General features: G+C 51.8%; 14 protein-coding genes. 6 read left to right on the top strand and 8 right to left on the bottom strand.

Annotation, left to right across the window (positions count from 1 at the left end; genetic code table 11):
• Genes pelF through L1N85_RS09980 form a run of 4 tightly spaced genes read left to right on the top strand, consistent with a single transcriptional unit; the run spans position 1 to position 5,935 of the window.
• Positions 1-1,458 carry a GT4 family glycosyltransferase PelF gene (gene pelF, locus L1N85_RS09995; protein ID WP_235237415.1) on the top strand — a complete coding sequence of 486 codons (1,458 nt, stop codon included), beginning with the start codon at positions 1-3 and terminating at the stop codon, positions 1,456-1,458.
• The gene (gene pelG, locus L1N85_RS09990; protein WP_235237414.1) at positions 1,421-4,531 is read left to right on the top strand and encodes an exopolysaccharide Pel transporter PelG; all 3,111 of its coding nucleotides are present in this window, start codon (positions 1,421-1,423) and stop codon (positions 4,529-4,531) included. Before pelF ends, pelG begins: the two co-directional genes overlap by 38 nt.
• A gap of 1 nt (position 4,532) precedes the next feature.
• Entirely contained in the window at positions 4,533-5,243 is a 711-nt protein-coding gene (locus L1N85_RS09985; protein WP_235237413.1) for a polyphosphate polymerase domain-containing protein, read from the top strand.
• An 11-nt stretch (positions 5,244-5,254) separates the two neighbouring features.
• The gene (locus tag L1N85_RS09980) at positions 5,255-5,935 is read left to right on the top strand and encodes a DUF4956 domain-containing protein (RefSeq protein WP_235237412.1); all 681 of its coding nucleotides are present in this window, start codon (positions 5,255-5,257) and stop codon (positions 5,933-5,935) included.
• A gap of 132 nt (positions 5,936-6,067) precedes the next feature.
• On the opposite strand, the gene L1N85_RS09975 is transcribed toward L1N85_RS09980, so the two are convergent.
• The gene (locus L1N85_RS09975) at positions 6,068-6,697 is read right to left on the bottom strand and encodes an O-methyltransferase (RefSeq protein WP_235237411.1); all 630 of its coding nucleotides are present in this window, start codon (positions 6,695-6,697) and stop codon (positions 6,068-6,070) included.
• Positions 6,698-6,843: 146 nt separating this feature from the next.
• Here L1N85_RS09975 and L1N85_RS09970 point away from each other — a divergent pair, with 146 nt between their 5' ends.
• Both L1N85_RS09970 and L1N85_RS09965 read left to right on the top strand, forming a co-directional pair.
• A complete protein-coding gene (locus L1N85_RS09970) occupies positions 6,844-7,989 on the top strand; it encodes a THUMP domain-containing class I SAM-dependent RNA methyltransferase (RefSeq protein ID WP_235237410.1) in 1,146 nt (381 codons plus the stop codon).
• Between the two features lie 24 nt (positions 7,990-8,013).
• Positions 8,014-10,062, top strand: coding sequence for an LTA synthase family protein (locus L1N85_RS09965; protein ID WP_235237409.1), 2,049 nt, complete (start codon positions 8,014-8,016; stop codon positions 10,060-10,062).
• 70 nt (positions 10,063-10,132) lie between these two features.
• Here L1N85_RS09965 and L1N85_RS09960 read toward each other — a convergent pair whose 3' ends face one another.
• The 7 genes from L1N85_RS09960 to L1N85_RS09930 form a co-directional block, all read right to left on the bottom strand.
• Entirely contained in the window at positions 10,133-11,518 is a 1,386-nt protein-coding gene (locus L1N85_RS09960; RefSeq protein WP_235237408.1) for a PDZ domain-containing protein, read from the bottom strand.
• 79 nt (positions 11,519-11,597) lie between these two features.
• Positions 11,598-11,897: a hypothetical protein gene (locus L1N85_RS09955; protein WP_235237407.1), complete on the bottom strand. Its 300-nt coding sequence runs from the start codon at positions 11,895-11,897 to the stop codon at positions 11,598-11,600.
• Positions 11,860-12,474: a DUF3990 domain-containing protein gene (locus tag L1N85_RS09950; protein ID WP_235237406.1), complete on the bottom strand. Its 615-nt coding sequence runs from the start codon at positions 12,472-12,474 to the stop codon at positions 11,860-11,862. The genes L1N85_RS09955 and L1N85_RS09950 overlap by 38 nt, the downstream gene beginning before the upstream one ends.
• 91 nt (positions 12,475-12,565) lie before the next feature.
• Positions 12,566-12,796: a DUF1450 domain-containing protein gene (locus tag L1N85_RS09945; RefSeq protein ID WP_235237405.1), complete on the bottom strand. Its 231-nt coding sequence runs from the start codon at positions 12,794-12,796 to the stop codon at positions 12,566-12,568.
• 37 nt (positions 12,797-12,833) lie between these two features.
• On the bottom strand, positions 12,834-13,136 hold the full coding sequence (locus tag L1N85_RS09940; RefSeq protein ID WP_235237404.1) for an iron-sulfur cluster assembly accessory protein: 303 nt from the start codon (positions 13,134-13,136) through the stop codon (positions 12,834-12,836).
• A gap of 43 nt (positions 13,137-13,179) precedes the next feature.
• The gene (locus L1N85_RS09935) at positions 13,180-13,419 is read right to left on the bottom strand and encodes a hypothetical protein (protein WP_235237403.1); all 240 of its coding nucleotides are present in this window, start codon (positions 13,417-13,419) and stop codon (positions 13,180-13,182) included.
• An 87-nt stretch (positions 13,420-13,506) separates the two neighbouring features.
• A complete protein-coding gene (locus L1N85_RS09930; protein WP_235237402.1) occupies positions 13,507-14,391 on the bottom strand; it encodes a M14 family metallopeptidase in 885 nt (294 codons plus the stop codon).
• Positions 14,392-14,490: the final 99 nt, after the last annotated feature.

The following is a 14,490-nucleotide window of genomic DNA, read 5'->3' as shown; positions in this document are numbered from 1 at the left end:
ATGCGGATCTGCATCATTGCGGAGGGCTCGTACCCTCATATAACAGGCGGCGTGTCAAGCTGGATTCATTCGCTGATCACCAATTTGCCCGAGCATGAATTCGTCATCTTCGCCATCGTCGCCAATGAGAAACAACGCGGCCAGTTCAAGTACACGCTCCCTTCTAACGTCATAGAGGTGAAGGAGATGTTTCTTGATTCTTATTTGCGCGAGCATGGAGAAAGCGGTCACCGCTTCCGGCTTACAGACCACCAGAGCAAAGCATTCCGTTCGCTTCTCGGTGCGGGCGGCGAAGTCAAATGGAACGGCATATTCGATCTGCTTCGGACAAAGAAGCTCAGGGCGGCGGCGGATTTCCTGATGAGCAAGGATTTCTTCGACATTCTGGTCGAGCTGTGCAAGGAAAAGTACGCCCAAGTCCCGTTTACCGAAATGTTCTGGACCGTACGCTCCATGGTCCTCCCCCTCTTCCAGACGATTCGCGGCGACATCCCGAAGGCTGACTTGTATCACAGCGTATCGACCGGATACGCCGGCGTCGTTGGCGCGCTCGCCAAACATCTTTACGGCAAACCCTTCATTCTTACCGAGCACGGCATCTATTCCCGCGAGCGCGAGGAAGAAATCATTAAAGCAGACTGGGTCAAAGGCTATTTCAAGGACTTGTGGATCGAATACTTTTACCGGCTCTCCGAAGCCGCTTACGAATACACCGACGAAGTGATCACCTTGTTTAACCGTAACCGGGAAATCGAAATCGAGCTCGGCTGCGACGAGAATAAGATCAAAATCATTCCTAATGGCGTCAATATATCCGATTATGCCGAACTTGCGGGCCCTCCCGCTAACGATGACGGGAAAATCCGATTAGGCGCCATCGTTCGCGTCGTCCCGATCAAAGATCTCAAAACGATGATTCAAAGCTTCGCTCTCGTCAAGCGGGAGGTGCCGGAAGCCGAGCTGTACATTATGGGACCTTCCGAGGAGAACGAGGAATATTACGAGGAATGCCTGCAGCTGGTGGAAACGCTCCAGGTTGAGGACATCACCTTCACGGGAGAGGTCCGGATCAAAGACTATCTTGCCCGGATGGACATCATCCTGCTCTCAAGCGTCAGCGAAGGCATGCCCCTTGCCGTTCTGGAGGCGATGGCGGCGGCAAAGCCATGCGTAACGACCGACGTCGGCAGCTGCCGGGAGCTGCTTAACGGTCTGGACGACGGAATCGGGCCAGCCGGCATAGTCGTGCCGGTCATGCATTACGACCAGTTGGCTGCAGCGATCATCCAACTGTGCAATAACCGCCTCCTGCGTGAGGAAATGGGCAGCAACGGACTGTCGCGGACAAAAGCCACTTATACGCGGGAAAAATTCATCGAGGGCTACCGCATGCTGTATGCGGCATATAAGGAGGATAAAGATGGCAGGTATCGGTTTCGAGCTGAGAAAGCTCTTTAATAGTCAAGGACTGTTGAATAACGCCATTGCCTATGCCTACTCGTCACTGACGACGATCGGGCCGATGATGCTCTGCATGTTCATGGTCATGGGCATGCAGTGGCTGATGACGTTATCCGGGGCATCATTTTTAGAGAAGGAGCTATTTCTTACGACAATCGTCTACTGCTTCATCTTCTCGGTGCTGATTACCGGCGGACTGTCAATGGTTCTGACCCGGTTCATCGCCGACATGATGTTCATGAAAAAGTATGAGCACCTGCTCTCCTCTTATTACGGCTCGATGGCCGTCTGCCTGCCAATCGGAGCGCTGACCGCCTGGCTGTTTCTGCGCGGTATGCCGGTCGGAATGGGTTACAAAATAGCTACTTACTTGCTATTCTCAGAGCTGATCATCATTTGGCTGCAAACGGTACATTTGTCTGCGCTCAAAGATTATAAGCGAATTGTCAGGAGCTTCCTGATCGGCGTCGTTTGCGCGTCGGCCGGCGCATGGCTGCTGCTGTATTTTACTCCCTTTGACAACGCCACTTCAGTGTTGACCGCGATCGTCATCGGCTTTTTTTTCGTCGTACTGCTTTCTGCGAGACATTTCGAGCAATTTTTCCCGCCTAAGCAAAGCCGGATTTATTTCAGCTTTCTATCCTATCTCGGCAAATATCCGTCGCTGTTCTTTATCGGTACGTTTTTTTACGCAGGCGTCTACATTCACAGCTTCGTCTATTGGTTCGGGCCCGGCCAAATTCGTGTCGCCCAGCACTACGTCATTTCGCCGTTCTTCGATTTGCCGGTTTTCTATGCTTATTTGACCGTCATTCCGACGCTGGTCACCTTCGTCGTATCGGTCGAAACATCATTCTACGAAAAGTTCCGCACCTACTACGACAAAATCTTAAACGGCGGCACTCTGACCGACATTACGCATGCCAAGCAGGAAATGCAGCGCACGCTCATCCAGGAAATCAGCTTTATCATGGAGGTGCAGCTGCTTTTCACCGTCGTTTCGCTGGCGATCGGCATCAAGGTTCTCCCGGCGATTGGTTTCTCGATGGAACAGCTGGACGTTTTCACTATTCTGGCGCTTAGCTATTTTCTGTTCATTACCGCCTTTATCGTCATGCTTATGATGCTGTACTACGATGATCGCAAGGGGGTTCTAATCATTAGCGGAATATTCGTTGCCTTTAATGCCGCGCTTACGTACTTGACGATGCATACGGGCCATCACGGGCTTGGCATGTTTCTCGCGGCGCTGTTGACGCTCACGCTCGCGCTTGGCAGACTCATGCAGTATGTTCGGAACATCGACTACTATACGTTCTGCAGCCAGCCGATTACCGCTCCTCCTAAATCATCCTTCTTGCGGCGATTGTTTGGTAAAGCGTCGACAACCGCCGTGCTTCTCGTTGGAGCCGCAACTTTGCTGTCTGCCTGCACCAGCAACAGCAGTACAGTCATCCCGGCAAATGCGAACGACAGCGGAGCACCCGTGCCGGAAGCCGTACAGAAGTTCGGCTTGACGGAGGATAAAAAAATTTACGAGCGCGATGACGACACCTCGGTTGTACCGATATATGTCACTATTCTGCAGGAGGACAAGGACAAGGAAAATCCAATGACGTGGTATGTGCTCAACCGGGTCCGCGCACGTATGGACGAGGGTGACTTGAAGGTCATCGTTCAAGAAGGCTCGGCCGACGGGAGCGGACCGGAATCCGGCATGTTCGGTTACGGTACGACGGATGCTAACGGAACGATCAGCCTGCGCGGAAATTCATCAAGGTACGCATCACAGCGGTCTTACAAAATCAAATTGAACGATCAGGCCGGTCTCTGGCATGATCAGCGGACGCTCAATTTGAACAAGCATTCCTCCGATCCTTCGCGGATCCGCAACAAGCTAAGCTTCGATATTTTCGAGACGCTTCCGAATATGGCAAGCCTTCGCACGCAGTTCGTTCAGCTATACGTCAAAGATTTGTCAGAAGGCGGCACCAAGGACAAGCCGTTCGACGACTATGGTTTGTTCACGCACGTCGAGCAGCCGAACGAATTGTATCTGAAGAACCATTGGCTCGATCCGTACGGACAACTATACAAAGCAGTTATGTTCGAGTTTTACCGTTATCCGGACGAAATTAAATCGCAATCCGATTCGAATTACGACAAAGCCGCGTTCGAGACACGGCTTGAAATGAACGGGCGCGAAGATCACGACAAGCTGATCGCAATGCTGGACGATGTCAATAATATGGCGATTCCGATTAACGACGTGATCGAGAAGCACTTTGACCTCGACAATTACTTAACATGGCTCGCAGCCAACATTTTGATGGACAATATGGATACGAGCGCGCAAAACTTTATGCTCTATTCACCGCTCAACTCAAACAAATGGTACTTCCTTCCATGGGATTATGATGGTGCATGGGAGAAGCCGCGCGATTCTAGCAATATTAATAGCTACCAGAGCGGAATAAGCAACTACTGGGGCAGCAGGCTGCACAATCGTTTTTTCCGCAGCGAGGACAATGTCCGCAAGCTGAAGGACAAGATCGATGAGCTGTATGTAACCATCAATAACGATACCATCGGAAAAATGCTGGAGTCCTTGCGCGGTGTTGCCGAGCCGTTCATCAAACGGATGCCCGATATCGGTTTCATGCCGATTGAGGTCGATGAGCTGAACGAGGAATACGAACGGATCGCGGGCGTTCCCCTTCGTTCGCTGGAGCGTTTCAAGATGGACCTGGAGAAGCCGAAGCCCTTTTATCTCGGAGACATCGTCAACAAAGACGGCAAGCAAACGTTCGTCTGGGATCCCTCTTTCGACCTGCAGGGCGACGATCTCGTTTACGACTTTATCGTCGCGAAAGACTCGGCCTTTACCCAAATCATCGAGAAGCGGCTAAATTTACATGACACGACGATCGAGCTCGCGCTCTCACCGGGCACGTACTACTGGAAAGTGATCGCTCGCGATAAGCTGGGGCATGAACAGACCGCTTTCGATATTTATTACGACATAGAAGGCGATCGCAATTATGGAGTAAGGGAAGCGAAGGTGGAGTAACATGAAATTTCTTGGACGCAAGCTGCGGCATGAGCTGAAATATTATTTGCACCCGCAGGAATATATAACGCTGCGGCAGCGCATAGCCGCCCTGCTGCCTCTCGATTCACATGCGCTCGACCAAAACGGCTACGGCATACGCAGCCTTTATTTCGACGGGCCTCAGGACAGCGCTTTGTTTAACAAATCGAATGGCATCTTCCGCCGCCACAAATACCGCATCCGCATCTACAACGGCAGCGACCGGATGATCAAGCTTGAACGGAAGCACAAATTCGGGGAGTACGTAAATAAAGAATCGGCAAGCCTCGGCAAGGACGAATACGATCAAATTTTGCTCGGAGACTTCTCGTGCCTGCAGTCGTCTACTATTCCGCTGGTGAAGGATTTCTACGGCGCGCTCGTGCACGAGGGCTATAGTCCGGCAGCCGTTGTCGATTATATGCGGGAAGCCTACGTGTATGAGCATGGAGACGTCCGCATTACCTTCGACAAGCGGCTGGCTGCCGGGATCAATTCGTACGACATGTTCGATCCGGGTCTTATACTGACGGAAACGCTGGATTCTACGCGAACGATTATGGAGGTCAAGTACAACGAGTATTTGCCGGATATAATCCGTCTGCTTGCCAACCCGCATGCCAGCAATCGCTCGGCTATTTCGAAGTACGTCATCTGCCGGGAAATCGCCAAGCAACATTTCAAACGATAGAGGAGAAGCATATGGGAGAGAACGTAAACTTTCAAGATCTATTCAAGAAAAGCATGCTTCATCTGGAAGCGTTCCGCAGCATCTCGTATATCGATGTGCTGCTCGGTCTCTTCGCCTCGTTCGGCATCGGGCTGTTCATCTTCTATATCTACAAAAAAACGTTCCGGGGCGTCGTTTACAGCTACAATTACAACGTGACGTTCGTGCTTATGACGATGATTACGGCGCTCATCATTATGACGATCAGTACGAATATCATTCTGTCGCTCGGTATGGTCGGAGCGCTCAGCATCGTCCGCTTCCGGACCGCGGTGAAAGACCCGCTCGACATCGTTTACATGTTCTGGTCGATTTCCGCAGGCATCGCGACAGGCGCCAAAATGTATCCGGTCGCGCTGATCGGCTCAGTCGGTGTCGGTCTCGCGCTGCTGTGGCTGTCCAGGCGCAAAGTCAGGGAGCAGCCGTATCTACTCATAATCCGGCATTCGGAAACAGCGATCTCGGATGTCCGAATTCAGCTCCGCAAGCTGACCTATACCCTCAAGTCGAAGACGGTCCGCAAAGATTACATCGAGATGACGATAGAAATAAGACTCCGGGACGACAACACTGCGTTCGTCAATGTATTGTCTGCCATTGAAGGCGTAAACGACGTTTCGCTTATTAATTATACCGGCGATTACGCGCAGTAATTGGCGCTAATCGGCGTGCATAAGTCAATTACGCTATACTTTAGACATGGAACAATAGACACTGTTTCGCAAACGGGAGCGCAAACAAAAGGGACGTGCAGGAGAATAATATCTCCTTCGTCCCTTTTGTCGTTACTTCACTATCGCAATAGCCAATCCGTCATAGCCGGGCAGCACGGTGCTTAACAATCGGGCGTCCGCGGCAATCGTTTCGTTGAAGGAGCGAACCGCGCGTACCGCTGGCCCTGCCTTGGCAGGATCGATCGTTCTGCCTCGCAGCAAGATGTTATCGCCAACGATAACCGCGCCGGGCTCGGCAAGCAGGAGCGCATACTCCAAATAAACGGGATAGCCTTCCTTATCCGCATCGATGAAGAAGAAATCGAATGTCCTACCTTCCTCCTTCAGCTCCTTTAGGCTTTGCTTCGCATCGCCGACCCGGTATTCGACTTTGTCGCCTAATCCGGCCGCTTCCATATGTACCTTTGCCAAATCCGCGTAGTTTTGCAGCAGCTCAAGCGATACCAAGCTTCCGCCAGCTTGCAATCCGCGTGCCAAGCATATGCCGCTATATCCGCCAAGCGCTCCAATTTCCAATATTTTTTGCGCCTTTGACATCGTTACAAGCAGGGTGAGCAGTCTGCCATATCCGTCTGCAACCGAAATATCCGGCATTCCGTGCGCGGCTATGCCCGCTTTTACCCGCTCCAGATCGTTATCCTCCCCGTAAAGCGTATCGACATATTTTTCATTTTGCAGCATTATTTATCTCTCTCCATTTTTACAATTTGTAAAAACAACCTGTTTTGTCCTATACTTGATTGTATGTTTTTGTTCGAGGGGTTACAAGCTTTGGCTTTAAATGCGACTACATTTGTCGTCAAGTATATATGAAATGAGTGTGTGAGATGGAAAAGTTACAGCTTATCGCAACCGCGCCGATGGGGCTTGAGGCGGTTGTGGCGCGCGAGCTGAAGGATCTCGGCTATGCGGACCTGCAGGTGGAGAACGGACGGGTTAATTTTACGGGCGGGCCTATCGATATTTGCCGCACCAACTTATGGCTGCGCTCGGCGGGCCGGATTTTGATCAAAATGGGAGAATTCCCTGCAACTACCTTCGAGGAGCTGTTCGAAGGAACGAAAGCGCTCGACTGGCCGAACTGGATACCCGAGGATGGCGAATTCCCTGTCAATGGCCGTTCGCAGAAATCTCAGCTCACAAGCGTCCCTGCATGCCAAAGCATCGTAAAAAAAGCGGTTGTCGATAAAATGACGGAGAACTATGGTACCGAATGGTTCCCCGAGGATGGCGGACGTTATGTAATTGAAGTTACGCTAATGAATGACTGGGCGATGCTTACGCTCGACACAACCGGCGACGGCTTGCATAAACGCGGCTATCGCAAAGTTGCCACTGAAGCGCCGATTCGCGAGACGATGGCCGCCGCACTCGTACAGCTAAGCCGTTGGCGCCCGGAACGGCCGCTTTACGATCCCTTTTGCGGCTCAGGCACGATGTTGATCGAAGCGGCCATGATCGGATGGAACATTGCGCCAGGGCTGCGCCGCAGCTTTAACAGCGAGGGTTGGCCGCTTATTCCGAACGAGCTGTGGGATGAAGCGCGCGACGAAGCGTTCGATTTAGTGAAGGACGATATCTCTCTGCAAATTGCCGGCTCGGATATCGATCCTGGCGCCATCGAAATCGCGGAGGCAGCGGTCAAGAAGGCTGGCTTCGGCAAAGAAATTAAGTTGTCCGTGCAGCCCGTTTCGAAGGTGAAGCTTCAAGGCGATTACGGCGTCATTATTACAAACCCGCCATACGGGGAACGCCTTGGCGACGACGCCGGCGCGGAAGCCGCTTTAAGACAATTCGGCTTAACCGCCCTGCACTACCCGACATGGTCCTATTTTGCCATCAGTCCTTCAACGACGGTCGAGCATTATTTCGGCCGGCCTGCGGACAAGAAGCGCAAGCTGTTCAATGGGCGTATTCAATGTGACTATTACCAGTTCTTTGGCCCTCTTCCGCCTCGCGGAAATCGGGCATAAGCAGCAAGGAAGGGCATTAATCTTATGTTATCTAATCATCGCAGCATGACTCGTCGCACCTTTAGTACGCTTCTGGTTTGGCTGCAGCGCTTCAAGGCCGCCGACCTGCTCTTGTTCGTCATCGTCCTATTGGCCAAGCTCTATCTGTTCTCGGAATTTCTCGGGCTGCCCAAAATGAAAATGAACGGCATAGACGCGATTATCGAAATAGGCGCGATTTTGCTTTTAAGCTTCTGGACGATTTGGCTGCCTGCACGCGGCCGTATCATTGCGCTTATTTTTCTAAATATGATCGTATCCTTTGTGCTGTATGCCGATCTTATTTATTTCCGTTATTTTCAAGATTTGATTTCCGTGCCCGTGCTGCTTCAGATGGGCCAAGTCGACTCGTTAGGCGGAAGCATCGAAACGCTGCTGCACATGAAGGATATCCTTTTTTTCCTTGACTGGATTCTGATTGTTCCGTTTGCGGTCTATGTGATTTGGCTCGGACGCCGTGATCTTAGCCAAGCAAACAAACATCGCAGCCATGCTCCTATCTGGAAAAAAATGACCGTTCGGATCGTGCTGAGCGCCGTTATTTTCTTTATCGGCATATCGCTCGTATTCACGAACGTAAATGAAGCGAAGCGCACATGGGGGCAAGGCATTTTCGTCGGAAACTGGTGGAACCTGTCGATCTATAACGTTACGGGCGGGCTGGGCTTTCACGGCTATGACGTTTACCGTTATGCGAAGCAGAATTGGCTCGATGCCGAGACGGTTACGGCCGAGCAATCGGCAGAGGCGAAAAAGTGGATCGGCGCACGGGGCGAGCTGCGCGGTGCCCTTGAGCAGGATGCGTTATTCGGCGCTTATACGGGCAGCAATGTATTGATGGTGCAGCTTGAAGCTTTCCATAATTTTATGATCAATAAGTCGATTGGCGGGCAAGAGGTTACACCTAATCTAAACAAGCTGATGGGGCAAAGCGCCTATTTCAGCCAGTTTTATCATCAAACCGCTCAAGGAAGAACTTCGGATGCCGACTTTACCTCCAACTGCTCATTGCAGCCTGTAGCGAACGGGTCCGTATTTATCCAGTACGCTCCTCATGAGTTCGACTGCATGCCGAGTACGTTGAAGGCAAACGATTATTCTACTACCGTATTCCATTCTTATGAAGGCGGTTTTTGGAATCGGAATACGATGTACCGCAATATGCAATACGATAATTTCTACAGCTTGAAGCATTATACGTTAGATGAGAAGATCGGCTGGGCGCTTGGAGACAAATCCTTCTTTAGGCAGTCGCTTGACATTATCTCGGAGCAGAAGCAGCCCTTCTACTCGTTCCTCATCACGTTATCCAGCCATCATCCCTACACGATGCCGGACACGGAGAAGAAACTGAGCTTAGGCGAGCTCGAGGGCACGATTTTGGGCGATTATATCCAAGCCGTTCATTACGTCGATGCCGCGGTAGGCGAGCTCGTGGACCGTTTGAAAGCCGAAGGGCTTTGGAATAACACGATTTTGGCCATGTACGGCGACCATGACAATTCCATCAAAGATTGGCCGCAGTTCGAGACCTTTTTAGGCAAACCGCTGAGTGAGCTCGAGCGCCAAATGATTTTGAAGCAGGTTCCGCTGCTTGTTCATCTCCCTAATGACGCGCATGCGGGGACGTATGAAAATGTCGGCGGGCAGCTTGATGTGACGCCGACGATCATGCATCTGCTGGGCATTTCCACTGCCGATCAATATTTGATCGGCACGCCGCTGCTGACCGGGCAGCCGGTTGAAGGCAAGAAGGTCGTGCTGCGGAACGGCGCTTTTACGGATGGCATCGTTTATTACATGCCTTCCGGAGACGGAATTGCCGCGAACGGCAAGTGCTGGGATATCTCCGCGAATTCCGTCCGCGATATTCAAGCTTGCCTTGCCGCAGCTGAAGAAGCGCGAACCGAGCTGAATGTATCCGACCAAATCGTGATGAGCGATTTGATTGCGGGCTTCAAAGAGCAAGATATTACGGAAGCTAGCGCCGATAGGAAAGACAACGGCGCTTTAGAAGCCGCGAGCAGGCGATAACATCACCAACCGTTGACTAACGGAAATAGGGGCTGTCCCGGGTCTATGACCCCAAGGGACAGCCCCTATTTCATTTGTCTTGCCGCGCCAGCCAGTCCAGCACATCATCGATCGTTTTCACCGGCACGATATTCAAATCAGGCGCCGCGCTGCGCGCATCCTCCTCCTGGACTGCCGGCACGAAAAAAACATCCGCATTCGTACGACTGACCGCATACGCCTTCTGCCGTATGCCTCCGATAAGTCCGACCGAACCATCCGGCTCAATTGTCCCTGTCCCGGCAACCTGCAATCCGCGTGTTACGCCTCCCGGCGTCAGCTGGTCAATAATTGCAAGCGTCATCATCGCGCCGTGTGAAGGCCCGCCAATATGGGCCATAAATCGTTTGTAGTCGACGCTTCGCGGTATATCGAGATGCAGCTCCGTTTGTACCGAGATGCCGAAGACAGGCCTTTCCGCCGCATCTGCTGCGGCTGTGGTCGGCACCTCAATCTGCAGGACGGCTCCTTCTCTCCTCAGCGTAACGAGAATCGTCTGTCCGGGCTGAACTGACTCTATCATATAGGACATCATGTCACCGATCGACCGGACCGACTGCTCGTCCAGTTTATCAATGATGTCGCCTGCCTGCAGACGCTGCTCGGCCGGACTATCCTTTACCACCGCTACAACTCTCACGCCTTCCGCCGATATCCCGTCTCCCACTCCCGCCTTCTGCATCGCTACAGCGGCAGCAACATCATTTGCGTCCGTCTTCATCGCGACGACCTGCGCATACGATTCCGTTAACGGCGGTTCATCATCCGGCAACTTCTCGAATTCGTACAAGGGCAGCAGCCGAGCGTAAAGCCAGTCTGCAGATACCGCCGGCCTTTCGAACACAAGCACGCCGTTCACCGTTCCTCCGCTCTCTCCTCCTTCCGCATGTGCGTAGCGGTTCATATTAATCGTCATGCCTGGATAAGTCACCCGATATCCCGTAGGATAAAGCAGAACCATAAGCAGCATAGCCGTAACCAGCATGACCGCTCCGCTTTGCTTCGGCATTCTCAAAGACTTCGCAGGTCGCTCTAACGCTTCGCTAAACAGCATATCCATAAAGATAAGAGGTGCTGCCGAGCCTATTATAATGAATAATAGAATAAGCCTATCGGGAGCAAATAGCACAAAATAAGCTCCGATCATGCTGAGCATGGCTATAATAACCCGCACCAGCTGCAGCATGCCGTGCATGACTCGCCTCTCCCTCCGATGTTCCCATATGCCAAGCAGCGCTCCAACTGCCCAGCTAATAGGGACAAGTACGAGGCCGTAGAACAAACGGTCGATCATCTCGACCCACTGCATGCCGTTTCCCATCCGGACCGGAGCCGGCAGCCATATGAGCTCTGCAGCAACCAAACACGCTACCGCAACTGCTAGTCCAATGATGTAATACCGTGCCGGCTTCCGCATCAGTTTTTCCTCCTAAAGGTTCTATCGCACATCGGCCTTTATACAAAATAAAAGACCCGACGATCGCTGTCGCAGGGTCTTACTTCGTTTGCAAATAGTGTCGCTCTTCCGATTCAATCCCTCTGTCCCTAAGCTCGCCCTTCTCGATCTCTTGGATACGTTCCAGCCATTGCTCTGCAGAGTGATTCATCCGGCGCGCGCGATCCAGCAGCTGTGCATAATGGGTGCATTGCTCGTATCCGCCAAGCTTGCGTAAGACCGCGATATAATCGACGACAAGCTTCCTTGCATCAGCTGCAGTATAACGGTATTGTTCGACAAGCGCTTCTACGATGCCGCGCTCATACAAGCTTAGCCTGACCTGCGTCCTCGCTCTCATGATACATCCACCTGCTTCCCGTATAGATATGATAGCCCACAAGCCTCAAATGAGATTCCCAGCGTTCCGAACAAAAAACAACCTGATTGCCAAGCCTTAGCGAATCAAGCTTTCGTCCGCCGCGTGACACGATAATTTGTTCATAAAACCAATGTTCATCTTTCTTTAATTGTACTGCTTTATGTACGATTTTTCCAGTGTCATTGTCCGCCATCGGTCCTATCAGGATGTCCGGATGCGAGTCGCACGGGTCTTTACCTTTCGATGTAACCTTGCGGTGGGCATAAATAAACGAAGCCCAAGCCAGCGAATCGGATAGAAACAGCAGCGGCTCTATGGAGTCAGGCACTGATGCCAGCTCCACCACGAGTACACATGGCCGACCTCCATCCAATGACTCCTTAGCCGCCTTATGCGACCATTTGCGTGCTTGCGCGATTGAAATCGTCGTATAGAAGCCTTCCCCAAAATCTTTGCCCGGCCGCCAATATGGCGCATTCAGCAGCTTATGCTGGAAGGATTGTACCGTATCGCTTGTTGTTCCATGGTATAGCAGCTGCGGCGTTGTAATGTCCACCCTTGAACTCCTCTCCTATATGGCACAAGACCCAACGAATATCATTGTCGTTGGGTCTTGTTGTGTCATTACCGTATTAATCGATCCATAACTACTTCTTTTTCTTGATAAAAGGAAGGGCCTTCTCGATCGCCTCATCCTCGGTCGCCGCCTTTACGTAACGCCCGTTTACGAATATGAATGCGTAACGGGCGCATGGCCCGCAATAGGATTTGCACCCGACCTTAATCTCCGCATCGGGCACCAGCTTTTGCAGCTTGGGCACAATCGTCTTCATCTTCATGTGCTTGCATTTGTCACATACCCGTATATCGTTAGCCATCATTCATCGTCCTATTCCAACCTTTTGCTGATAGAGCTTAATGATCGCCGTGGTTGCCCTTGGTTGGATTCGTAACGGCAAAGCCTTCTTCCGGCACATAGAAATAATCGATGCGAACGCCGTCCAGAAACTCATTGCCTTTCTCCAAAATAACGTCGATGCCCTTATCCGTAGATACTACCACGTCATTTTCATTAGGCTCGTCTATGCCCATGCCGTAATGCGCATGATCGCCATGCGAATGAGTTACGTAAACGCGCAGCTTCTTGCCCTCGTTCTCAGGCTTGTCCAACTCGACTTGTATAACCTTAGCGGCGTTTTTTGAAATTTTGCAATTCATGAATGACCCAGCTCCTTATTCGTATGCCTTTCGGCAATAATCATTATTTCATATTATACTTGGTCTCCATTCTACGGGCAAACCATTCCGCGAGGATCATCGTTACGGCTATATCGTCAACTGGCAAAAACGGTAACGGCAGCACGTCGGGCAGCACCCAATAGAGGAAAACCGGCACTGAAAAAAGCAGCTTGTCAAGCAGGGAAACATCCTTCGACCTAAGCAGCTGAAATATGCGGACAAACGTCCGCTGCCAGTGGCGCAGCGACAGCAATTTTCGCATCTGATTTCCCACCTTTGCAGACCTTTGCCGTCAATTATATCACAAACAAACCGCATTTACCTGCGGCGTGGAGCCGGCAGGCGCCCGTCATAGACGAAGCGCCTCCAGCAAGAGCGGCTGCAGCTCGACATAGATCTGATCGAAATTGCTCATTGGCAGCGGATTCTCACCATAGCCCGCCTCCACCGTAAAGCCGGGCCTGCGGAAATGCTGAATAAACCAATCCTTGTAGCCTGCATCGCTGCCCGTCAGCTTCACCGGCTTATAGCCGCTTACCTGTCCAAGCCTGCGCGCCAGCTGCTCTGCATCCGCGGGCTCATAGTTGCGGTAGTTCCAATAGATTTCCCGACCCTGGGTATGGAGCGCCACGACCGCATCGAATCCGATTGACTCCGTAAACTGGGCCATGGCGAGCGCTTCGGGCTCGCTTAAAGGATGGATCCCCGGGTAATCGCGCGGACTTGGTCCCGATATTCCGCGGCGTCTGCACTCCTCCTCCCAAAACGCAGGAAACTGATCATTCAAATCGACGCCTCTTATGTTGGCCTTCCAGCAGCTGAAATCCTCCGACCCCCCATTCCATTCAAGCAGCTGTCTATTCCAAGGATGAGATGGCGAGGTACCCCGCTGCGCAAGCTCTACGCCGTCAGGGTTGACCATCGGAACCACCCACAATGTGGTTTCTCTGCAAAGCTGCTCTACCTGCTGTCCACCAATAGGCTCCCCGCTGCAATAGGCCGCAGACAAATCAGCTGCGAATCGCATGAGCAGGGCAGACGTTATCCACTCGTTAGCATGAAAGGAGGCGTTCATATGAATTTGGCGCGGTCCGCTTCCGCAGCGAAGCGCGATCAGCGGCTTGCCCATCACACTCTTTCCGATCACATATGCCGAAACAAACGGATAGCTGCCTGCCAACTGCCTTGTCCCCTCAATCAAATCGAGATACCCGTATGATTGTACCGAATACATATTCATCGCCTCCCGCTGTTCGCTTTTCTTCTTAACATGATATGCGGGAGCGAGCATGTCCTATGTGGCGGGCAGCACAATGAAGAAGCCGAGCCCCTA

It is taken from the genome of Paenibacillus alkaliterrae (assembly GCF_021532375.1).
Classification (GTDB): Bacteria; Bacillota; Bacilli; order Paenibacillales; family Paenibacillaceae; genus Pristimantibacillus; species Pristimantibacillus alkaliterrae.
This window is presented reverse-complemented; position numbering and strand designations above follow the sequence as displayed.

Bases quoted from the DNA above. Each gene is read 5' to 3' on its own strand.
- pelF (WP_235237415.1), top strand. From the start codon at position 1: ATGCGGATCTGCATCATTGCGGAGGGCTCGTACCCTCATATAACAGGC.
- pelG (WP_235237414.1), top strand. From the start codon at position 1,421: ATGGCAGGTATCGGTTTCGAGCTGAGAAAGCTCTTTAATAGTCAAGGA.
- L1N85_RS09985 (WP_235237413.1), top strand. From the start codon at position 4,533: ATGAAATTTCTTGGACGCAAGCTGCGGCATGAGCTGAAATATTATTTG.
- L1N85_RS09980 (WP_235237412.1), top strand. From the start codon at position 5,255: ATGGGAGAGAACGTAAACTTTCAAGATCTATTCAAGAAAAGCATGCTT.
- L1N85_RS09975 (WP_235237411.1), bottom strand. From the start codon at position 6,697: ATGCTGCAAAATGAAAAATATGTCGATACGCTTTACGGGGAGGATAAC.
- L1N85_RS09970 (WP_235237410.1), top strand. From the start codon at position 6,844: ATGGAAAAGTTACAGCTTATCGCAACCGCGCCGATGGGGCTTGAGGCG.
- L1N85_RS09965 (WP_235237409.1), top strand. From the start codon at position 8,014: ATGTTATCTAATCATCGCAGCATGACTCGTCGCACCTTTAGTACGCTT.
- L1N85_RS09960 (WP_235237408.1), bottom strand. From the start codon at position 11,518: ATGCGGAAGCCGGCACGGTATTACATCATTGGACTAGCAGTTGCGGTA.
- L1N85_RS09955 (WP_235237407.1), bottom strand. From the start codon at position 11,897: ATGAGAGCGAGGACGCAGGTCAGGCTAAGCTTGTATGAGCGCGGCATC.
- L1N85_RS09945 (WP_235237405.1), bottom strand. From the start codon at position 12,796: ATGGCTAACGATATACGGGTATGTGACAAATGCAAGCACATGAAGATG.
- L1N85_RS09940 (WP_235237404.1), bottom strand. From the start codon at position 13,136: ATGAATTGCAAAATTTCAAAAAACGCCGCTAAGGTTATACAAGTCGAG.
- L1N85_RS09935 (WP_235237403.1), bottom strand. From the start codon at position 13,419: ATGCGAAAATTGCTGTCGCTGCGCCACTGGCAGCGGACGTTTGTCCGC.
- L1N85_RS09930 (WP_235237402.1), bottom strand. From the start codon at position 14,391: ATGTATTCGGTACAATCATACGGGTATCTCGATTTGATTGAGGGGACA.